Source organism: Collinsella sp. TM06-3, from assembly GCF_003436395.1.
In the GTDB taxonomy this organism is placed as follows: Bacteria; Actinomycetota; Coriobacteriia; order Coriobacteriales; family Coriobacteriaceae; genus Collinsella.
The window spans coordinates 1-19,660 of record NZ_QSPG01000029.1 but is presented as its reverse complement, the minus strand read 5'-3'; the positions used below and the strand labels follow the sequence as shown (position 1 = coordinate 19,660).

Annotated in this window: 19 protein-coding genes and 1 pseudogene; 15 read left to right on the top strand and 5 right to left on the bottom strand. The window is 60.7% G+C overall.

From position 1 onward, the window contains the following. The first annotated feature begins 37 nt into the window (after window positions 1-37). The 9 genes and pseudogenes from DXD56_RS09180 to DXD56_RS09140 all read left to right on the top strand — a co-directional run. Entirely contained in the window at window positions 38-631 is a 594-nt protein-coding gene (locus DXD56_RS09180; RefSeq protein ID WP_255413199.1) for an MFS transporter, read from the top strand. A gap of 114 nt (window positions 632-745) precedes the next feature. Next, the gene (locus DXD56_RS09175) at window positions 746-1,600 is read left to right on the top strand and encodes a class II fructose-bisphosphate aldolase (RefSeq protein WP_055251940.1); all 855 of its coding nucleotides are present in this window, start codon (window positions 746-748) and stop codon (window positions 1,598-1,600) included. A gap of 10 nt (window positions 1,601-1,610) precedes the next feature. After that, a complete protein-coding gene (locus tag DXD56_RS09170) occupies window positions 1,611-2,039 on the top strand; it encodes a PTS sugar transporter subunit IIA (protein WP_117640997.1) in 429 nt (142 codons plus the stop codon). A gap of 29 nt (window positions 2,040-2,068) precedes the next feature. After that, on the top strand, window positions 2,069-2,572 hold the full coding sequence (locus DXD56_RS09165; RefSeq protein WP_055251944.1) for a PTS sugar transporter subunit IIB: 504 nt from the start codon (window positions 2,069-2,071) through the stop codon (window positions 2,570-2,572). A gap of 46 nt (window positions 2,573-2,618) precedes the next feature. Next, entirely contained in the window at window positions 2,619-3,431 is an 813-nt protein-coding gene (locus tag DXD56_RS09160; RefSeq protein ID WP_089573151.1) for a PTS sugar transporter subunit IIC, read from the top strand. Next, the gene (locus DXD56_RS09155) at window positions 3,428-4,264 is read left to right on the top strand and encodes a PTS system mannose/fructose/sorbose family transporter subunit IID (RefSeq protein WP_055251948.1); all 837 of its coding nucleotides are present in this window, start codon (window positions 3,428-3,430) and stop codon (window positions 4,262-4,264) included. Before DXD56_RS09160 ends, DXD56_RS09155 begins: the two co-directional genes overlap by 4 nt. A gap of 97 nt (window positions 4,265-4,361) precedes the next feature. Further along, window positions 4,362-5,306: an aldo/keto reductase gene (locus tag DXD56_RS09150; RefSeq protein WP_055251950.1), complete on the top strand. Its 945-nt coding sequence runs from the start codon at window positions 4,362-4,364 to the stop codon at window positions 5,304-5,306. Between the two features lie 2 nt (window positions 5,307-5,308). Beyond that, window positions 5,309-6,400, top strand: coding sequence for an alpha/beta hydrolase (locus DXD56_RS09145; protein WP_117640996.1), 1,092 nt, complete (start codon window positions 5,309-5,311; stop codon window positions 6,398-6,400). A gap of 191 nt (window positions 6,401-6,591) precedes the next feature. Next, window positions 6,592-6,843: pseudogene (locus tag DXD56_RS09140) on the top strand (HAD family hydrolase); the annotation flags it as partial. Window positions 6,844-6,888: 45 nt separating this feature from the next. On the opposite strand, the gene DXD56_RS09135 reads toward DXD56_RS09140, so the two are convergent. After that, entirely contained in the window at window positions 6,889-7,680 is a 792-nt protein-coding gene (locus DXD56_RS09135) for a DeoR/GlpR family DNA-binding transcription regulator (RefSeq protein WP_158549398.1), read from the bottom strand. Between the two features lie 348 nt (window positions 7,681-8,028). Here DXD56_RS09135 and DXD56_RS09130 point away from each other — a divergent pair, with 348 nt between their 5' ends. The 5 genes from DXD56_RS09130 (at window position 8,029) to DXD56_RS09110 (ending at window position 12,036) form a co-directional block, all read left to right on the top strand. After that, window positions 8,029-8,739 (top strand): transaldolase, encoded by a 711-nt coding sequence (locus DXD56_RS09130; RefSeq protein WP_117640993.1) that lies wholly within the window; start codon window positions 8,029-8,031, stop codon window positions 8,737-8,739. A gap of 9 nt (window positions 8,740-8,748) precedes the next feature. Then, window positions 8,749-9,195 (top strand): PTS sugar transporter subunit IIA, encoded by a 447-nt coding sequence (locus tag DXD56_RS09125; RefSeq protein WP_117582968.1) that lies wholly within the window; start codon window positions 8,749-8,751, stop codon window positions 9,193-9,195. A gap of 75 nt (window positions 9,196-9,270) precedes the next feature. Continuing rightward, complete coding sequence (locus tag DXD56_RS09120; RefSeq protein ID WP_022094539.1) at window positions 9,271-9,546, top strand: PTS sugar transporter subunit IIB; 276 nt, start codon at window positions 9,271-9,273, stop codon at window positions 9,544-9,546. Window positions 9,547-9,617: 71 nt separating this feature from the next. Then, a complete protein-coding gene (locus DXD56_RS09115; RefSeq protein ID WP_117640992.1) occupies window positions 9,618-11,009 on the top strand; it encodes a PTS ascorbate transporter subunit IIC in 1,392 nt (463 codons plus the stop codon). A gap of 322 nt (window positions 11,010-11,331) precedes the next feature. Further along, complete coding sequence (locus tag DXD56_RS09110) at window positions 11,332-12,036, top strand: transaldolase (RefSeq protein ID WP_233524977.1); 705 nt, start codon at window positions 11,332-11,334, stop codon at window positions 12,034-12,036. 380 nt (window positions 12,037-12,416) lie between these two features. Here DXD56_RS09110 and DXD56_RS09105 read toward each other — a convergent pair whose 3' ends face one another. The 4 genes from DXD56_RS09105 to DXD56_RS09090 form a co-directional block, all read right to left on the bottom strand. Then, a complete protein-coding gene (locus DXD56_RS09105; protein WP_117640990.1) occupies window positions 12,417-14,564 on the bottom strand; it encodes a Tex family protein in 2,148 nt (715 codons plus the stop codon). A 411-nt stretch (window positions 14,565-14,975) separates the two neighbouring features. Further along, window positions 14,976-16,016: a Gfo/Idh/MocA family protein gene (locus tag DXD56_RS09100; RefSeq protein ID WP_117640989.1), complete on the bottom strand. Its 1,041-nt coding sequence runs from the start codon at window positions 16,014-16,016 to the stop codon at window positions 14,976-14,978. A gap of 69 nt (window positions 16,017-16,085) precedes the next feature. Beyond that, on the bottom strand, window positions 16,086-17,342 hold the full coding sequence (locus DXD56_RS09095) for an MFS transporter (protein WP_117640988.1): 1,257 nt from the start codon (window positions 17,340-17,342) through the stop codon (window positions 16,086-16,088). A gap of 66 nt (window positions 17,343-17,408) precedes the next feature. Then, window positions 17,409-18,290 carry an SDR family NAD(P)-dependent oxidoreductase gene (locus DXD56_RS09090; RefSeq protein WP_117640987.1) on the bottom strand — a complete coding sequence of 294 codons (882 nt, stop codon included), beginning with the start codon at window positions 18,288-18,290 and terminating at the stop codon, window positions 17,409-17,411. 233 nt (window positions 18,291-18,523) lie between these two features. On the opposite strand from DXD56_RS09090, the gene DXD56_RS09085 reads away from it, so the two are divergent. Then, window positions 18,524-19,402, top strand: coding sequence for a LysR family transcriptional regulator (locus DXD56_RS09085; protein WP_233524976.1), 879 nt, complete (start codon window positions 18,524-18,526; stop codon window positions 19,400-19,402). Window positions 19,403-19,660: the final 258 nt, after the last annotated feature.

Genomic DNA, 19,660 nt, shown 5'->3' with positions numbered 1-19,660 from the left:
CCTGTCGTTTCCGTGCCCCTGGATTGGGTCATAGTGTCTGTTTACCAGCAATGAGATCGCCTTCGTCTTGGTCTTCGCCTTCATCAGTTCGGCCGCGATTGGCTTCATCGGGGCGTTCTTGGGCCGCTACGCGGTCGAGCTTGGCGAGGGTCAGAACCTCGTGGGCGTCCTGAGTGCGGTCTCCGCTGCGAGCGAGATCCCCATCCTGCTCGTTTCCTCCAAGCTGGTCAGGCGCTTCGGCGAGATGAGCCTCCTGATCTTTTCCTGCTTCATGGCGGCGCTCAGGCTCGTGCTCGTGGGCACCGGCATCGTCCCGGTCATGATCTGCGGCCAGCTGCTGCAGAGCGTGAGTTACATGACCGTCTACTACTCCTGCGTTACCTACATTGCCAACCACACTTACGAGGATTGTCGCGCTCGAGGTCAGAGCGCCTTCGCGATGGTTCAGAGCGGTCTGTCCGTCGTGGTTGCGAACCTGTTTGGCGGTTGGGCGTGCGACGCGCTCGGCACGCACGCGGGTTTTCTGGCCTTCGCCCTCGCTTCAACGATTGCTGCGGTCGTTGCTTTTGTGGCGTACGTGCTGTGGCGTCGAAGCGCAGCGCCACAGCCTGAGGGCCAGTCGGCCGCATAGGTTCCACCGCGTTTTGCAAGCGCCTGCCTGCTTCGCGCTTCTCTTCGTGTTCAACCAGCTGACGAGCTGAGAACTGTCCAATCCAATGGTTATCCAAGTGAAAGGAAGACAAAGATGTCTCTCATCAAGGTCAACGAGCTTCTTCAACATGCGACCGAGCACCACTATGGCGTGCCCGCGATCAACGTCATCAACACGGAGACCATCCGTTATGCGATCCAGGCCGCCGAGGATGAGCACATGCCTATCATCATCCAGTACTGGCCCGGCTTCGAGGACCACTGTGCCCTCGACATCATCGCCTTCGCCGCCCGCTATTACGCCGAGCGCGCGAGCGTGCCCGTCGCCGTCCACCAGGATCACTCCGCTGGTTACGAGATCGCCGTCAAGGGCGTCAAGGCCGGTTTCCCCTCCGTCATGGTCGACGGCTCCTCGCTTCCCTATGAGGAGAACTTCCAGCTCACGAAGGACGTCGTCCAGGTCGCCAAGATCTTCGACGTTGACATCGAGGCCGAGCTCGGCCACGTCGGCAACGGCTCCGACGCCAACGACTTCGTGAACAGCGACCACTATACCGACCCGAACCTCGCCGAGGAGTTCGTCGAGGGCACCGGCTGTGGTTCGCTCGCCATCGCCGTCGGCAACGCCCACGGCCCCTACGTCAAGGTCCCGAACCTCGACATGGAGCGCATCAAGGCCTGCAGGGAGGCCGTCAGCGTCCCCCTCGTCATGCACGGATGCTCCGACATCCCCGACGAGCAGCTCCAGGAGGCCGTGAACCTCGGCATGAGCAAGTTCAACATCGCCACGGAGTACTTCCGCTCCATGTACCGCGCCTTCGAGAAGGACATCAGCTCCGGCAAGAACGACGGCAACGGCGTTGGCCTCCTGATGGACGCCGCCCCCGACATGCGCGCGTTCGTCGCAAGCAAGATCCAGCTTCTGAACCCCAACCACTATTCGCTCTAGGAGAGACTCGATGAAGAAAGTTCTTGTCGCGTCGCACGGTCACCTCGCAAGCGGAATCAGGAGCTCGATCGAGATCCTGACCGGTATGGCGGACATGGTGGAAGCAGTTGACTGCTACGTGGACGACTCCGATTTCACCCCTCGCATCCAGGCGTTTATTGACTCGGTGGGCCCTGAGGACGAGGCCATCATCTTCACCGACATCTACGGTGGCTCCGTCTTCCAGAAGGTCGTCCTCATGGAGCCGGAGAAGCGCGGGATCGTCCATGTTACCGGTATGAACCTCGGCCTCGTGATCGAGGCGCTCCTCGGCGCTGAGGCGGTCACGGCAGATTCGATCAAGCAGAGCGTCGAGCTGGCGAGGGCGACGATGCAGGTCGTCGAGCCTCCGAGCAAGGCCGCGGACAACGAGGGGTCCGACGGAGACTTCTTCGATTAGAGAGCACTAATAAGTAAGGAGAGGAAACAATGATTGTTCAGGTTCGAGTCGATGACCGTCTGATTCACGGGCAGGTCGCCCTGGTGTGGACCAAGGAGCTCAACACCACCAGGATCATCGTCGCCAACAAGCACGCCGTGGAGAGCGATGCCCTTCGCATGACGCTTTCCATGGGTACGCCGGCGGGCCAGAAGCTCCTCGTCAAGGATGTTCCGGATGCTTGCCGCATCGCGAACGATCCGCGTGCGGACTCCATGCGCATCTTCGCGCTCACCAACTGCGTGCGTGACGTGCTTGAGCTCGTTAAAGGCGCACCGGGCAAGATTGAGGGCGTGAACGTTGCCAATGTCGGCCGCTTCGACAAGTCCGATCCGGATAGCAAGGTCGCCCTCAACTCCACGATCATGCTCAACCCGGATGAGCTCGAGGCCGCGAAGGAGCTTTGCGAGCAGGGTATTCCGGTTTTCCATCAGCTTATCCCGTCCAATCCCAAGACTCCTCTCAAGAGTCTGATCGAGGCGGCGGAGAAATAAGGGGATTTGGCCAGGCGGTCAAATGAAATGAGAGAAAGGAAGTCAAATGATTGGGTTAGCAGTAATGGCCTGGTTGACCGTGCTGATTTGCTACGGCGGCAACTGGGTTCTCGGTCAGTGTATGATCGAGCGTCCTCTCGTGGTCGGCCTCGTTGCGGGCCTTCTGATGGGCGACGTCAAGACCGGTGTCATCATCGGTGCCTCTCTCGAGGCAATCTTCATGGGCGCGGTTAACATCGGTGGCGCCATCTCCGCCGAGCCCGTTACCGCGACCGCCCTCGCCGTCGCCTTCACCGTTGGCGCCGGCATCGACCAAGGCGCCGCCATCACGCTGGCCGTTCCCGTTGGCGTCGTCACCGCGTTCCTCTCGATCTTCATGAACAACGTGTTCCTCGCGTTCTTCGCCGCCACCTTTGACAAGATGGCCGCCGAGGGCAACGAAAAGGGCCTCGCGCTTCAGCACTTCGTTCTCTGGTTCGTTAAGTACGCCGCCTTTGGCCTCATCGCCTTCCTCGGCGTTTACCTTGGCGCTGAGCCCGTTGCCGCCATTGTCAACCAGATTCCGGCCAATGTCATGAGCGGCCTCAACGCCGTGGGCGCCCTCCTGCCCGCCGTTGGTATGGCGCTCCTGCTCCAGATGCTGTGGAGCACCGAGCTCAGCATCTACTTCTTCCTGGGCTTCACGCTCTACCAGTACCTCGGCCTCCCGATGATCGCCATCGCGGTTCTCGGCGTCATCATCGCGGTTGCCTCCGCCCTCCGCGACAAGGAGATTTTCGATCTCACCAAGAAGGGCTTGGCCACCCAGGCCGTTTCCAACGACTCTGTAACCAGCGACGAGGAGGATTTCTTCGCATGAGCAACCTGACCAAGAATGTGAGCCCTGAAGACAAGAAGATGCTCAACAGCATTTTCCTGCGCTCTTTCTCCGTGTTCGCCTCCTGCGCCGGCGGTTCCGTCAAGGCTGGCGCCGACGGCTGGCTGTACTCCGTCCAGCCCGCGCTTAACCGCTACTACGCCGATGACCCCGAGGCCCGTGCCGAAGCCATGAAGCGTCACACGACTTGGTACAACATTACCCAGAACGTCGGCACGTTCGCCATGGGCCTCGTCGCCTCCATGGAGAGGGAGAACTCGCAGCACGAAGACTTCGACACCGAGTCCATCGACGGCATCAAGGTTTCCCTGATGGGCCCGATGTCCGGCATCGGTGACGCAATCTTCTGGGGCGTCCTGCGTGTCATCGCTGCCGGCATTGGCATCAACCTCGCCATGAGCGGCTCGCCCCTCGGCGCGATCATGTTCCTGCTGATCTACAACATCCCGTCGATCCTCTGCCGATACTTCATGACCTACCTCGGCTTCAGCATGGGCACCAACTTCATCTCCGAGATGTACGAGGGTGGTCTCATGAAGCTCATCACCAAGGCGACCTCCACGGTTGGCCTCGTGATGATCGGTGCCATGACTGCGGCGAACGTCCAATTCAACACGATCCTGTCCATTCCGGTTCAGGACTCTGACCCCGTCATGATCCAGACCTACCTCGACTCGATCTTCAAGGGCATCGTGCCCCTGGGGCTTACGCTCGTCGTCCTCTGGCTCCTGCGCAAGAAGAACGTGAACGTCAACATCATCCTGGTTGGCATCATGATTCTGGCGCTCGTCCTCGGCCTCGTGGGCATCGTGTAGGGCGGCTTCCGGATCATTCGAAGCTTGTTTAAGGCAATTCCCGGCGGCACGCGATCGAGGACATTCGACGCGTGCCGCCCCATTAGAAGGAGAGAACATGCGCTACACGCACCTCAAGAATTCCGATGTCGACGTCTCCCAGCTCGCTGTGGGCACCTGGGCGATCGGCGGCGACTCCTTTGGTGAGAACGATGACGCCGCCAGCATGTCCGCCATCCGCACCATGCTCGATCACGGCGTCAACCTCATCGACACCGCGCCGTGCTATGGCAACGGCACGTCCGAGAAGGTCGTCGGCAACGCGCTCAGGGGCGTCGACAGAGAGAGCTACCTGCTCTCGACCAAGGTTGGCCTGATCACCAGCGCCGCCGGCTATGACCGCGACTCCTCGTTCAAGAACATCATGAGGGAGGTCGAGAGCTCGCTGCGCAACCTCCGCACCGACTACATCGACTTCTACTTCGTGCACTGGCCCGACGCTAAGACTCCGTTCTCCGAGACGATGTGCGCCCTCCAGCTCCTCAAGGAGCAGGGCAAGATTCGCCACATCGGCGTCTCCAACTTCACGACCGAGATGATCGAGGAGTGCGAGAAGGTCGCTCAGATTGACGTCCAGCAGCCGCCCTACTCTATGGTTGACCGCTCCTCCGAGGACCTCATCAAGTGGGGCTACGAGCGTGGCATCGACTCCTTCACCTATGGCTCCCTTGGCGCGGGCATCCTGTCGGGCAAGTTCCGCGAGCTGACGAAGTTCGAGGAAGGCGACGTCCGCGGTGGCTTCTACGACTACTTCCGGGAGCCCAAGTTCTCGCGCGTCCAGGAGCTGCTCAAGGTCATGGACGAGATCGCCGAGGCCCACGACAAACCCGTGGCGCAGGTTGCCGTGAACTGGAGCACCCAGAAGGAGTACGTGGGCACCGCTCTCGTGGGCGTGCGCACGGACGCCCACGCGATTCAGAACTGCGAGACGTTCGAGTGGGAGCTTTCCGCCGACGAGATGGCCAAGCTCGACGCCAGGCTCGACGAGCTGAAGATCGGCTAGCCATGAGCGCCGAGGATAGGAAGTACCCCACTTCCGAGCTTGAGGTGCTTGAGAGTGGCGCGAGGGAGGTTGTCGAGCCTAACGGCCTGAGGCTGATGCTGAAGCCCGTGCCGGGTGACGACCGCGAGCACGTGCTCGATCCGCGCGTCTATGCTCGTGCGCACGCGAAGCTCGCTGCGACTCCTGCGGCGGGGTCGGCGCCGGCCGGACCGGTGGACGTGATCGCGTGGCGCTCCGCGCCCAACAAGGAGACCCACGTCGTGAGGGGCGCGAACGTTGCCAAGAAGACCGTCGTCATGAACTTCGGCGACAAGGGCATTCCGCTGCACATCTTCACGCCGGAGGGGCACGAGGATGGGTCTGCCGCGCTCGTGTTCATCCATGGCGGCGGGTTCATGGTGGGCAACATCGGCCAGTACGAGAACTGCCTGCGCGACATCGTGGAGCGCACGGGTTGCGTCGCGATCTATCCGGAGTACCGCTTGTCTCCCGAGACGATGTTCCCCGGTGGCGTCGAGGACTGCGTGAAGACGCTCGACTGGCTTGTCGATCACGCTGACGAGCTGGGCGTTGATGCGACTCGCATTGCCGTGGCTGGTGACTCTGCGGGTGGCAGCCTGTCGAATGCCGTCGTGCTCGAGGGCTCTCACGCGGATAGGATCAAGGCGGTTGTCGAGCTTTATCCGCTCGTTGATGGCGGTCCCGTTCCGGATGAGTGGTCCTATGACCTGTACGAGGTCGTGGATGAGCAGAGGCCCGAGGCGCTGAGCAGGGTTGATCGCATTCGCCTCGCCAACAACGACCTTCCGCCCATGTACGTCAACGGCGATGCGGACAAGATGCTCGACCCGCTGATTTCCGCGCTGTTCGCGGAGGACGTGAGCGCGTTCCCCCGCACGGTCATCATCTCTTCCGAGTATGACTATCTGCGCTATCAGGACGAGCTGTTCGCGAAGAGGCTGCAGGATGCGGGCGTTGACGTCACTGCGATTCGTTATCGCGGCTGCGACCACGGCTTCTTCGAGATGTACGGCGTGATGCCTCAGGCTGAGGATGTCTGTCGCGTCATCTCCGAGGAGCTTGCGAAGATCTAGGGGCTCGTCGCGGCGACCTCCTGGACGAGTGACGGTCCGGCGGGATGCTAGGTGCGTCCCGCCGGACCTTTGCGTTGGCGGGCGCGTGCCGCTTGCCGGCGGGCGTGTGTGGGGTTCGCTTCGGCGGTGCCGGATTAACCGGGAGATGCGTTTACCGCCGCTCTTCCAAGTGAGCCCAGCAAACAAATCGCGAGTTGAGCCCCAAGGGCATCGACAAGGGCGTGGGCCTGGCGCGGGCGCTGGCGTATCTAGGTCGCACCGGCAACGCGCGCACCTTTGGCTTTGGCGATTCCGGCAACGATCTGGGTATGCTCGCCGCTGTCGAGACGGCTGTCGCCATGGACAACGCCATGCCCGAAGTCAAGGCGCTCGCCGACTACGTGACCGACGATGTCGCACACGACGGTACCGTCACAGCGATGCAGCATTTTGGGTTGATTTAATAAATGGCCGGGTCGCCCGCAGTGGGGGCGACCCGGCCATTTGAGCTATTTTGCAATATAGAGCTTGGGATGACTGCGACTGCTCTCGATCGCCGCCGTCATGATGCTCTCGTCGTCTCCATCAACGATGATGCCGTCGAGGTCATCGATCTGCGCGGACTGATAAAAACTGGTTTTGTTGAACTTTCCCTGGTCAACCATCATGTAGCCCTGGTTTGAGTTGGTAAGGTACATATGCTTGATCATGGCCGAGAAGTCGTGCTCGACGGTAAAACCGTGGTCGGGGTGGAATCCGTCGGCACTGACAAACGCCTTGTCGGCATGTAGTTTGCTCATGCAGTCGAGCGTTAGTGCGCCCGCGAGATAGAGGTGGCCCTTGCGCACGGAGCCGCCCAGCAGCACTACCGAAGCATTGGGGAGATTGAAGCTGGCGTAGTTCGCGATTGCAAGATCGCCGGTGATAATGGTGATCTCACGCTTGTCCATGAGGGCCTTAGCGAAGTAAAAGCCTGTGGTGCCGATATCAATTACCAGAACATCGCCATCATCAACAAGAGTTGCTGCGGTTGCGGCGATGGCTTCCTTGGCCTCGACTTGGACATTGATGCGCTCTTCGGGATACGAGATTGCGTTGGAGCGAGAAAGCGATACCGCTCCGCCGCGTACGCGACGCAGCTTGCCTTCGGATTCCAGCGAGATGAGGTCGTGTCGTGCGGTGACTTCCGAAACCGAAAAACGGCGAACGATGTCGGATACCGAGATATTTGGCTTTTCGGCCAGCCAATTCATGATAAATCGCTGACGCTCGGCCGGTGAAAGGTCTGAAGTAGATGACATATGCCGCTCCTTTTGAACAAAAGGTAAAAGATGCGCCTTTCGTAATCGAAATATAACGTATCGATATGAAAAGAACAAGGCAAATTCGAATGAATCAAAAGAACGGAATGGCATGTCACAAATGCATGCGTAGCAGATAGTTCGCACGTAGACGGGCTATAAAGAGTCTCATTCTGAAGGTGCCGCCCAAAAGAAGTACGTTCACACCCGATATTCGACCGTTCACGGAAAGTTGACAATTGAGCTTTCGATGGCTTTTGAAATAGTTTATAAAAGAAAGCCGAAAAGCTTTTGAAACAAAGAAGAAGGCTTTCGATAGCAATAGTGTTAGATGAGAAAGGACCGAACATGGCGATCAAGGTGTTTGCCGACGGCGCTAACCTCGAGGGTATGCTTGACATGCATGACAATGGCAACGTTCAGGGCTTCACGACCAATCCTTCCCTTATGAAGGCCGGCGGCGTGACCGACTACCGCGCTTTTGCCAAGACGGTTCTTGAGCACATTACTGATGTGTCGGTCTCTTTTGAGGTATTCGCCGACGACGAGGCGGGTATGGAAGCCGAGGCTCGCGAGATCGCAACCTGGGCAGACAACGTCTACGTTAAGATCCCGGCGCTCAACACCAAGGGTGAGTCCACTGCCGCGCTGGTCAAGCGCCTTTCTGCCGACGGCATCAAGGTGAATGTCACCACTATCTTCACGCCCGAGCAGGTCGACGAGTTTGTCGATGCCGTCTCTGCTGAGACCCCCTCTATTCTGTCCATCTTTGCCGGTCGCATTGCCGATACCGGCGTCGATCCGCTGCCCCTCATGGCGGAGTCCGTAAAGAAGGCTGCCGTTAAGCCTGCTGCCGAGGTTCTCTGGGCGTCTACGCGCGAGGTCCTCAATATCTTCCAGGCGGAGTCCGTTGGATGCCAGATCATTACGGTCCCCAATGCCATTCTTGCCAAGCGCAAGAATTTCGGGAAAGATTTGCTTGAGTACTCGCTTGATACGGTCAAGGGCTTTGCCCGCGACGTTCAGGCGCTTGGTTTTCATATCTTGCCCGAGGAGTAGGGGACGAGCATGCTGACCGATCTTCTTAAGCCCGAGCTTGTTGCCTGCCACGTCGAGGCCTCCGATTGGGAGGAAGCGATCAGGGCATGCGGTAAGTTGCTCGTAGACGCTGGCAAATGCGACCAGAGCTATGTTGACGCCATGATTTCATCGGTTCACAAATTCGGCCCCTATATGGTCTTGGAAGAGGGCATCGCCATGCCCCACGCTCAGGCAGATGGCAATGTGAGTGAAGCGGGAATCTGTATCGTCACGCTTGACCCAGCCGTTGCGTTTGGACACGAGGATTTCGATCCGGTTCACGTGCTCGTGGGTATTTGCGCGCCCGACCCCAAGGCTCATCTTGGCTGCTTGGCGGAGCTTTCGCAGATGTTCGAGGACGAGGACTGCGTTGCCAAGCTCAGCGCATGCGATACGCCCGAGCAGGTTTTGGAGACCATGCGTTCATTCTTTTAGGCCTTAATGGCACGGCGATGCGTCGCCGCTTTTGGATAGACGGAAAACCGTCACGTGTAGGAGAGGAAGGTTGCCATGCATATCATCACCGTATGCGGAAACGGCATCGGGTCTAGCCTGATGCTCGCTGGCAAAGTCGAGGAGCTTTGCGAGGAGGAGGGCATCAAGGCCGACGTTGAGTCTATGGACCTGAACGGTGCTTCTTCCGCAAATCCGGATCTGTTCATCACCGTTAAGGAGCTCGCCCCCGAGCTCCACGGCAACGTTGTGATCGTTCGCAGCTATGTGAACAAGAAGAAGATCCGCGAAGACGCTCTCGAGGCAATCAAGGCGGCCGCCGCTAACGCCTAAAGCGGCACAAAAAAGGGCGGTTCCCTGTGGAAGAGGGAAACGCGCCCACGTTAGAGAGAAAGGAAGCGCAGATGCAAGCCATCCTTCCCATACTTGAGTTTATCCAATCGATTCTGACCAAGCCAGCGTGGATTATGGGTCTATTTGCCTTTGTGGGCCTTGTCGCGCTTAAGCGTCCTGCCCACAAGGTGATGACGGGCACCCTGAAGCCCATTCTTGGTTACATCATGCTGTCTGCCGGCGCCGCTGTTGTTCAGGAGAACCTTGCTCCGCTGGGTACCTTCATCGAGACCGGTTTCCACATCACCGGCGTCGTGCCCAACAACGAGGTCGTCGTTTCGATGGCTCAGAGCGTCCTCGGCGTTCAGACCATGATGATCCTGATTCTCGGCTACGTCGTGAACATTATCATTGCCCGCTTTACCAAGTTTAAGTACATCTTCCTGACGGGCCATCACAGCATGTTTATGGCCTGCCTGCTTTCTGCCGTTCTGCAGGCATCTGGCTTCCAGGATGTCCAGCTTGTCATCGTGGGCGGCATGTTCCTGGGCCTCGTGAGCGCTATGCTTCCCGCCGTTGGTCAGCGTTTCACCGAGAAGGTTACCGATGGCGATGAAATCGCCATGGGCCACTTCGGTTCACTCGCCTATTACATCTCCGCTGCAGTCGGTACGCTTTTTGCTAAGGACGCCGAGGAGAACAGCACCGAGAAGATCGAGGTTCCCGAGAAGTTCTCCTTCCTGCGCGACACCACCATCTCCACGGCTCTTACCATGGCCTTCTTCTACCTGGTTACCGCTTTCGCCGCTTACATCGCAGATCCTGCGGTCGTTACCAAGACCGCTGGCGGCGACAATGTAATCGTCTATGCCCTGACCTGTGCCCTGTCCTTCGCCGTCGGTGTCACTATCGTCTACAACGGCGTTCGTATGATCCTTGCCGACCTGGTCCCGGCTTTCCAGGGCATCTCCAACAAGCTGATCCCCGGCGCCATCCCCGCCGTCGACTGCGCCGTCTTCTTCCCCTATGCTCCCACCGCCGTCATCCTCGGCTTTGTTGCCTCCTTCATCGGTGGCGTGGTCGGTATGTTCATCGTGGGCGCTACCCTGGGCATCTTCATCATCCCGGGCATGGTTCCCCACTTCTTCTGCGGTGCTACCGCAGGCATCTACGGCAATGCTACCGGCGGTCGCAAGGGCGCAGCTCTTGGTGCTTTCGTCAACGGCCTGCTCATCACCTTTGCCCCGGCTCTGCTCCTGCCCGTTCTTGACGTCTTTGGCTTCAAGAACACTACGTTCGGCGATTTCGACTTCTCCGTCATTGGTATTACGCTTGGCCGCGCTGCCGAGGCCTTCGGTACCACCGGTGTCTATGCGATTCTCGCTGTCCTTCTGGTCATTGCCTTCGTCCCCAACTTCATCCACACCAAGGGTGCTGTGATCAATCACGTTGAGGAAGAGTAATCCAGGCACACGTTAAGCCCTAATCGGGCGGAGCTCCGATAACCGGCTCCTACACGGAAGCGGTGACGTCTCAAATGAGGCGTCACCGCTTTTTGCTTTGGAGCGATTGTGAATATGAGCCGGTGAGGCGCTGCTTCTGTTCCGTGAACGGAACCAAACGCAATGATCGGCAAAAACGTTTTGCCGCTGGGGCGTCGATAAAAAATGGTAAATCTGCAAAACCGTTCGCCGAGAAGATAAAAACCCGCAGCTCACGCCTTGATAAACGTAGGTAAAGTGTTTAGCAGTCAACGCCCGTATGCTAACGAAAGGAATCAGGCAGATGGCAATCAAGGTGTTCGCTGACGGTGCAAACCTCGAGGGCATGCTCGACATGTACGAGAACGGCAACGTTCAGGGTTTCACGACTAACCCGTCCCTTATGAAGAAGGGCGGCGTGACGGATTACCGCGCGTTTGCCAAGGAAGTCCTGGCCCACATCACCGATGTGTCCGTGTCGTTTGAGGTCTTTGCCGACGACGTCGAGACCATGGAGGTCGAGGCCCGCGAGATTGCTACCTGGGCAGATAACGTCTACGTCAAGATTCCGTGCGTGACCACCAAGGGCGAGTCCACCGCCGAGCTGGTGCGCAAGCTTTCGGCCGACGACATCAAGGTCAACGTCACCACCATCTTTACGCCTACGCAGGTCGATGAGATGGTCGAGGCCGTTGACGCCGAGACGCCGTCCATCATCTCGCTCTTTGCCGGCCGCATCGCCGACACCGGCGTCGATCCCATTCCGTTTATGACGGAGTCGGTCAAGAAGGCCGCCGCCAAGCCCAATTGCGAGGTCCTGTGGGCGTCCACGCGCGAGCTTATCAATATTTACCAGGCGGAAGGATGCGGTTGCCAGATCATCACGGTGCCCAACAGCATCCTGGCCAAGCGTAAGAACATCGGCCGTGACCCGTACGAGGTCTCGCTCGATACCGTGCGCGGTTTTGCCAAGGATATCGCCTCGCTCGGTTTCCATATCCTGCCGTAACGCGAACGCTGGCTACATCGCGGGTTGTTCGCCCCGGCCTTTCCTTTCCCTATCGCTCACGCGCTTCGCGAGGGTCGCGCTAGGCAAAGGAAAGGCCGGGGCTGCCGACACGAACTTGCCGGTAGGTTGGTGATAGGCTTCCATATCCTGCCGTGGACAAAGGTACCCCCGCCTGCGCCGTGCAAAATTGAGAGTATTCAGCAAGGTAAAGGCTTTTACCAGCTGGGTGAAGCATGGAACAGCCCCCGTTTTGGCTCTGATGACGCTAAAACGGGGGCTGTTTCTTGCTTTTTCGTCTCTGAGGGGCATCCGGAACGGTGGAATTTGCAGAATACTCGCGATTTTGCACGTCGCGAGAGGGGGGACCCTTGCTTGGCGGTTTACTTCCCCTGCACCATGGTGAGGGAGATCTTCTTGCGGTCGCGATCGACCTTCTCGACCCATACCTTGACCGTGTCGCCGACGCGCACCACGTCGCTGGGGTGCTTGACGAAGCGGTTGGCCAGCTTGGAGATGTGTACGAGGCCGTCCTGGTGCACGCCCACGTCGACGAAGGCGCCAAAGTCGACGACGTTGCGCACCGTGCCCTTGAGCTCCATGCCGGGCTCCAGGTCGTCAATAGAAAGTGCCGAGCGGCTAAAGACCACCTCGGGCGCGTCGTCGCGCGGGTCGCGGCCGGGCTTCTTGAGCTCGTTGACAATGTCGATGAGCGTGAGAGTGCCGCAGTCCAGGTCGCTTGCCAGCGCCGAGATGCTGCCCAGGCGGCGCTCGATGTCGGGCACGCCGCCGCGGCTGAGCTCGCTTGCCGCAACGCCGGTGCGCTCCAGGACGGCCGTGGCCACCTCGTAGCTCTCGGGGTGGACGCTTGTCGCGTCGAGCGGGTTCTTGCCGCCGCTGATGCGCAAAAAGCCCGCTGCGTTGAGATATGCCTTGGGTCCCAGCTTGGGGACCTTCTTGAGTTGCCGGCGATCGGTAAAGGCGCCGTTTTCCTCGCGATAGGCCACGATGTTCTTGGCCACGCTCGGCGTGATACCAGATACGTAGCCCAGCAGGCTCGCGCTCGCGGTGTTGACGTCGACGCCCACGCGGTTGACGACGTCCTCCACCACGTGGCCCAGGGTGCGCGAAAGCTCGGCCTGGTCAAGGTCGTGCTGGTACTGGCCAACGCCGATGGACTGGGGCGGAATCTTGACGAGCTCTGCCAGCGGGTCTTGCAGACGGCGGCCCAGGCTCATGGCGCCACGTACGGTGACGTCCAGGTCGGGATATTCCTGGCTGGCGAGCTCGGAGGCGGAGTACACCGACGCGCCGGCCTCGTTGACGATGGTGTAGCGAAGGCTGGGTGCCTGCTCGGTAATGAACTCCGAGACGACTTCCTCGGTCTCGCGGCTGGCGGTGCCGTTGCCGATGACGATGGTGTTGACGCCGTCCTTCTTGACGAGGCGGGCGAGCTCGCGCTTGGTGCCGGCGACGTCGTGGCGCGGCTTGGTGGGATAGACCACGCCGTGGTCGAGTAGCTTGCCGGTCTCGTCCATGACGGCGACCTTGCAGCCGGTGCGGTAGCCCGGATCGAGCGCGAGCACGCGGGCGCCGCGCACGGGGCGCGCCGAGAGCAAGCCCTCGAGATTCTTGGCAAAGACGTTGATGGCCTCGGTCTGGGCACGAACGGTGAGTTTGGCGCGGGCCTCGCGCTCCAGCGAGGGGGCCATGAGGCGCTTGTAGCCATCGGCGATGGCGGCGTCAAAGACGGGAGCAAACACGCCCTGGCGACGGGGCCAGCGGCTGCCGAGGCGTGCCGTAGCGGCAGCGCCGTCGACGTTCACGCGCACGCGGAGCTTGCCCTCGCGCTCACCGCGGTCGATAGCCAGCACGCGGTGGTTGGGTATACGGCGCAGTGGCTCATCATAGCTGTAGTACGGCTCGTAGGGGGTCTTCTCGGCGGGGTCGGTGGCCTCGACGACGATGTCGGCGGTGTTTTGCGTAAAGGCGCGCAGGTCGGCGACGTTCTCGGGATCTTCGGCCACCGTCTCGGCCACGATGTCGGCGGCGCCGGCGAGCGCCTTTTCGGGCGTGTCGAAGCCGGCCTCCTCGTTGACGTAGTCCGCGGCGGCGTCGAGCGCGCTGCCCTTGGCCGAGGCCTGCATGATGATCATGTTGGCGAGCGGCTCCAGGCCGGCCTCGCGTGCCTTCTGCGCGCGGGTCATGCGCTTTTTGCGGTAGGGCTTGTAGAGGTCCTCGACACGCTGGAGTTGTGTGGCCTCGCGAATCTGCTGCTCGAGTTCGGGCGTGAGCTTGCCCTGGGCGTCGATGAGCAGAATGACGTCCTCTTTACGCTGCTCAAGATTGCGCAGGTAGGACAGGCGCTCGTCGAGTGCGCGCAGGGCGACGTCGTCCATGCCGCCCGTGGCTTCCTTGCGGTAGCGCGAGATAAATGGGATGGTGTTGCCCTCGTCGATGAGCTTGACGGCCGCCTCGACGTTGGCGGCCTTAAGGTTGAGCTCGCGGGCGAGCTGGGCGATAAGATCCATGGGACTCCTTGCGTTTAAGGTGCGTTTGCAGCACAGGGCTACCGAGGATACCACCCGCCCCAAAAGACTGTTTTGGGGCCGCGCCACGAAAGCGGCCTATCTACTACGTTTGAACCGTATGGGTCGACCATCCCCCGGTTTTCCGAGAATACGCAAGCCGTCTACCTGCGGCTTTTATTTCGCGAAATTTGGCATGGTTAAGGGCGATCGGTTAAACGTAGTAGATAGGCGCATTTCGTGGCGAACGAATCGAGCCGAGGTGCAAAATAGCCCCCGCCCCAGAAAAATCGTCGGCAAAGTAGCAAAATACCCCGCGGGCAGGAGGCTGCTCGCGGGGTAAAGAAGAGGGGCTTATTTGTGGCAGACCGAGGGGCTCGGCATGGGGTTTCTGCCGCGGCCGCTCTTAAGGCATTACAGCTCGACGAGCTGGCCGGTCTCGGCGGCCTCCTTGATGGCGTTGAGAAGCGTGAGCGTCTTGACGTTGTCGGCGGGGGTCACGACGGGCTCGACCTCACGGCGGACAACCTTCACAAAGTGCTTGAGCTGCATCTTGTGCGGCAGCGCCGGGTCGACGGCCGGAATCTCCATCTGCAGCGGCTTGTGCCAGTTGGAGGCGCCGTCGTAGGAGAACTGATGCAGGCGGGGCAGCGAAAGGGCACCCAAGGTTCCGCCGATAAAGTAGGCGTCGGCGTCGAAGGGGCGGTACTGCGGATCCTCGCGAGCGGTGGCCTCCCAGTTCCAGGGGCTGGCGGTGGCGTCGGAGATGGTCATGCTCGCAAGCGCGCCATCGGCAAAACGGACGTTGACCACGGCGGAGTCCTCGGTCTCAAAACCGCGGGCGGCGCTGGACTGCATGCCCTGGACGGCGACGGGCTCGCCCAGCAGGTAGCGGAGCAGGTCCACGTCGTGAACCAGGTTGACCAAGATCGGTCCGGCACCCTTCTTGCGGCGCCACTCGACATCGAAGTACTCGTCATTCTTATAGATCATGTAGTGGAAGCTCGACACGGTGAGCTTGCCCAGCTCGCCGGACTCGATGATCTCCTTGGCCTTGTTGACGAAGGGGTTGTGACGACGGTGCTGACCCACGAGCACGGGCACGCCGGCGGTCTCGGCCTCGGCGGCGAAAGCCTGGGCATCCTCGAGGTCGTTGGAGATCGGCTTTTCGACCAGCGGCACGATGTTGCGCTTGATGGCCTCGCGGGCAACGCCCAGGTGCAGGTCGTTGGGGGTGGCGATGATGACGGCCTCGGGCTTGGCCTCGTCCATCATCTGGGCGGGATCGGTGTAAAACGGCACGCCGGCGGCCTCGGCCGTGGCGCGGGCGCCCTCAAAGGCGTCGGCGATGGCGACGAGTTCGGCCTCGGGCTCCTCGGTGACAAAGCGGATGTGGTTGCGGCCCATGGCGCCGGCGCCGATAACGGCAATGCGGACGGGGTTGAGCTCAGACATTACGACTCCTTAATGCTGGTGACCGGTGGAATGCGACAAAGGGACTGTCCCTTTGTCGCATCGGTACAACTAGGCGGACTTCTTCTTGCTGTCGGAGACCATCATGTAGACGGTGAGCACGACGGCGATGGCGGCGATCACGATGGCGCCGTAGAAGGACTGCTGGTAGGCGGCGCTGCCGGCCTCGGCGTGATACAGCACGGCGGTGATGGGCTGGCTGATCCAGGTAGAAGCGGCGTAGCCCAGGAACATGATGCCGTAGTTGACGCCGATGTTGCTGGTACCGAAGGCGCCACCGGTGAGCGGCGGGTAGATGACGAGCAGGGCGCCAAAGCTAAAGCCGAGCAGGGCGAGCGCCACAAAGAACATGCTCTGCGTAAAGCTCATCGACATGATGACGAGCGCGACGATGGTGACGACAAGGCTGATGAGCAGCGACTTGTAGGCGCCGAGCTTGTCGATGATCTGGCCAAAGGACAGACGGCCGACCAGGTTTGCGCAGGTGTTGACGGAGACCACCACGCCGCCGAGGGCGACGGCAGCGGCGCTCGTGGGGTCGGCGAAGAGCTGGACGGCGGCGATGGAGGCAACCTTGCCCACGAGCAGGGTGCCTGCGGTGGCGGCAAAGGCGAAGGTGAGGATGAGGACCCAGAAGCGCGGGGTCTTGACCATCTCGCCCGGGGTGAGGTCACCGAAGGTGCCGGCGTGTGCGCCGCCCTTGGGGGCCTCGAAGCCCTCGGGCAGCCAGCCGGCCTCGGGGGCCTTCAGGAACAGGGCGGAGGCGGCGATCATCACAAAGAAGATGACGCCGAGTGCCTTGAGGGCGCCAAAGATGCCCAGGCTCGGGATGAGCAGCGAGGCGAGCACCGGGGACAGCACGGCGGGGCCGGCGGTCGAAGCGGCCAGGGTGATGCCGGAGGCGAGGCCCTTCTTGTCGATGAACCACTTTTGGCCGGTGGTGAGCGCGGGGTTGTAGCCCAGGCCGTTGCCGATGGCGGCGACGAGCGAGAACCACAGGTAGAACTGCCACGGCTCGGTGACGGTGCCGGACATGAACCAGCCCACGCCGTAGCACACGGCGGCGGCGATCACGACGTTGCGGGGGCCGATCTTGTCGGAGATACGGCCGGCGAAGATGCCCGTCACGGCCATGATGGTCTGGAAGACCGGGAAAGCCCAGGTAAGTGCGCTGGACCACTCGGGGTAGACGGCGAGCAGGTTCTTGGACACGACGGAGTACAGCGCGATGGAGCTGATGAAGAACATGGTGACGCACGCGGCGGAAAGCACGACGGCGCGACCCTTGTTGGAGTTGGTGGAAGCCATGGGACTCTTTCTAATCGATACGGGGGAGGAGCGGGCGTGTCCGCGGTGCCTCCCTGTCAGGTTGGTTTACTGGTCAGTCGGCTTTGCGACGCCGGACTCGTCGGACCAAAGCTCGACACCCTTGTTCTTGAGGTAGTTGTCGGCAAAGGCGCGGCGGCCGCCGGGCTTGGCGGTGAGGTCGCCCATCATATTGGAGAAGCCGCCGTCGACCTTGATGGCGTCGCCGGTGGTAAAGTCTGAGCGCGTGGACGCCAGGAACATGACGGCGTTGGCGATATCGCTGACTTCGCCGATGCGGCGCGTGGCGATGAGGCGGCTGCGGCTCTTCTCGACCTCGGGATCGGCGTAAAAGCTTGCCGACATGGGGGTCTTGACGAAGCAGGGCTCGACGCAGTTGGAGCGCACGCCGTAAGGGCCCCACTCGGCAGCCAGCATCTTGGACATCATGTTGACGCCCGCCTTGGTGGAGCTGTACACGCCCGAGAACGTCTCGGGGGAGTGACTGGCGACGGTGGAGATGTGAACCAGGCGGCCCTGGCCGGCCTTGATCATCTCGCGACCAAAGCGCTGCGAGGTGATGAAGTAGCCGGTGAGGTTGACGTTGATGACCTCGTTCCAGTCGGAGAGCGGCAGGTCCTCCATGGCTGCGAAGCGCAGGATGCCGGCGGTGTTGACGAGAACGTCGACGCGGCCGAAGTTGGCGATGGTGGCGCCGACGGCGGCCTGAACCTCGGCCTCGTCGGTGGCGTTCATCTTGTAGCCCTCGGCGTGGATGCCAAACTCGGCAGCGAGGTCGGCGGCAGCGGCCTTGACCTTCTCCTCGTCCAGGTCGAGCAGGACGACGTTAGCGCCATTGCGGGCGAACTCGCGGCAAATCTCGACGCCCATGCCGCCGAGCGCTCCAGTCACAGCGCAAACATCGCCCTCGAGCTTAAGCCAATTGCTCATAGGAACTTCCCTTCTTATGCCTCCCGGTGGGTCGCTCCCATTAACCGACCCACGTGGTTTTCGCTGGTTATCGTATGCTTTGCATTTGCGCAGGTGAATTGCATATTTGTTAGAATGGCGTTAACCATAGGTTTACACTGTGCGATGCAGTTTATTCTCAATTGAGCGCATGACCTGCGAAAACAACCTCCTGTGGCACCATGTGGCCACGGGCGCGAAAACGGGAGATTGACGTGTACGATCGACGACTTGAGGCCATATCGGCCGCTGCGGAGCTGGGAAGCTTCTCGCGTGCGGCGGCACAATTGCGCGTGTCGACTCCGGCGCTCGTCAAGCAGGTGTCGGGCTTCGAGGCCGAGTTCGGCATCACGCTGTTCGAACGCTCGCACTCGGGCGTCAAAGTGACGCCGGCCGGCGCACTGCTGGTGGACGACGCGCGCTCGATCATGCGGCAGTCCGAGGATGCACTGCGCCGTGCCCGACGCGCGGCGGGCGATGGCGGTGCCGTGCGTCTGGGCGTGTCGATGATGTGCCCGGGGCGCCAAACGCTGTCGATGTGGTCGGGCATCCACGATTTGGAACCGTCGCTGCGATTTGAGATCGTGCCGGTAAGCGACCTCTACGACGAGCGCGAGACCGTCATGCGCAGCCTTGGCCGCGAGGTGGATGTGGTGCAGTCGAGTTTTTCGACCCCGCGTTGGGGCGACGCCTGCCAAAAGCTCCGTATCGTTAACGTGCCGTTTTATATCGATGTGCCGCGCACAAGCCCACTCGCGCGCAAGACGCGTATCACGGTTGCCGACTTGGAGGGTATGCGTTTGCGCGTACTGCGCCACGGCAACGATGCCATGGACAGCCTGCGCATCGACCTGTTGGCCGACGGCGGCGTGGACGTGATCGATGTGGATAGTTTCGACTTTGCGCTCTTTAACGAGGCGGAGGAAAAGGGCGATGCGGTGCTCACCTGTGGAGCGTGGTCGGGCGTGCACCCGGCCTTTGTGGGCGTACCGTTTCTATGCGGTCGCGAGGTGCCGGTCTATTTGCACTACCCGCTCGAGCCCACCCTCCAAGTCCAAAAATTCGTCAACGCCATGGCCCAACTCCTCAACTAGCTCATTTGGCGCGGGTAGTCTTTTTGGGACGGGGCCTTTTTAGCTACTTTCGCCGCCCTGCCTGCGCACCCTCAAAGTAGTCAAAAAGCCCCGTCCCAAAAAGACTAACAAAACGAGGCCCTGGCCAAACGGCCAGGGCCTCACTAACCTTTATTCCGTTTTAAACAACGGGCTGATTGCGCGCAGGAGGGTGCCCCGGGGCGGCGGGGTATTTCCTCCGCGCGCAGTTTCGCAGCGAAGCGAGAATGTTTGAGCACG

What these genes read in the sequence shown, in the direction of transcription:
- DXD56_RS09135 (WP_158549398.1), bottom strand. Translation starts at nt 7,680, where the DNA reads ATGTCATCTACTTCAGACCTTTCACCGGCCGAGCGTCAGCGATTTATC.
- DXD56_RS09165 (WP_055251944.1), top strand. Translation starts at nt 2,069, where the DNA reads ATGATTGTTCAGGTTCGAGTCGATGACCGTCTGATTCACGGGCAGGTC.
- DXD56_RS09095 (WP_117640988.1), bottom strand. Translation starts at nt 17,342, where the DNA reads ATGGCTTCCACCAACTCCAACAAGGGTCGCGCCGTCGTGCTTTCCGCC.
- DXD56_RS09120 (WP_022094539.1), top strand. Translation starts at nt 9,271, where the DNA reads ATGCATATCATCACCGTATGCGGAAACGGCATCGGGTCTAGCCTGATG.
- DXD56_RS09115 (WP_117640992.1), top strand. Translation starts at nt 9,618, where the DNA reads ATGCAAGCCATCCTTCCCATACTTGAGTTTATCCAATCGATTCTGACC.
- DXD56_RS09145 (WP_117640996.1), top strand. Translation starts at nt 5,309, where the DNA reads ATGAGCGCCGAGGATAGGAAGTACCCCACTTCCGAGCTTGAGGTGCTT.
- DXD56_RS09155 (WP_055251948.1), top strand. Translation starts at nt 3,428, where the DNA reads ATGAGCAACCTGACCAAGAATGTGAGCCCTGAAGACAAGAAGATGCTC.
- DXD56_RS09090 (WP_117640987.1), bottom strand. Translation starts at nt 18,290, where the DNA reads ATGAGCAATTGGCTTAAGCTCGAGGGCGATGTTTGCGCTGTGACTGGA.
- DXD56_RS09170 (WP_117640997.1), top strand. Translation starts at nt 1,611, where the DNA reads ATGAAGAAAGTTCTTGTCGCGTCGCACGGTCACCTCGCAAGCGGAATC.
- DXD56_RS09100 (WP_117640989.1), bottom strand. Translation starts at nt 16,016, where the DNA reads ATGTCTGAGCTCAACCCCGTCCGCATTGCCGTTATCGGCGCCGGCGCC.
- DXD56_RS09110 (WP_233524977.1), top strand. Translation starts at nt 11,332, where the DNA reads ATGGCAATCAAGGTGTTCGCTGACGGTGCAAACCTCGAGGGCATGCTC.
- DXD56_RS09150 (WP_055251950.1), top strand. Translation starts at nt 4,362, where the DNA reads ATGCGCTACACGCACCTCAAGAATTCCGATGTCGACGTCTCCCAGCTC.
- DXD56_RS09175 (WP_055251940.1), top strand. Translation starts at nt 746, where the DNA reads ATGTCTCTCATCAAGGTCAACGAGCTTCTTCAACATGCGACCGAGCAC.
- DXD56_RS09160 (WP_089573151.1), top strand. Translation starts at nt 2,619, where the DNA reads ATGATTGGGTTAGCAGTAATGGCCTGGTTGACCGTGCTGATTTGCTAC.
- DXD56_RS09130 (WP_117640993.1), top strand. Translation starts at nt 8,029, where the DNA reads ATGGCGATCAAGGTGTTTGCCGACGGCGCTAACCTCGAGGGTATGCTT.
- DXD56_RS09105 (WP_117640990.1), bottom strand. Translation starts at nt 14,564, where the DNA reads ATGGATCTTATCGCCCAGCTCGCCCGCGAGCTCAACCTTAAGGCCGCC.
- DXD56_RS09125 (WP_117582968.1), top strand. Translation starts at nt 8,749, where the DNA reads ATGCTGACCGATCTTCTTAAGCCCGAGCTTGTTGCCTGCCACGTCGAG.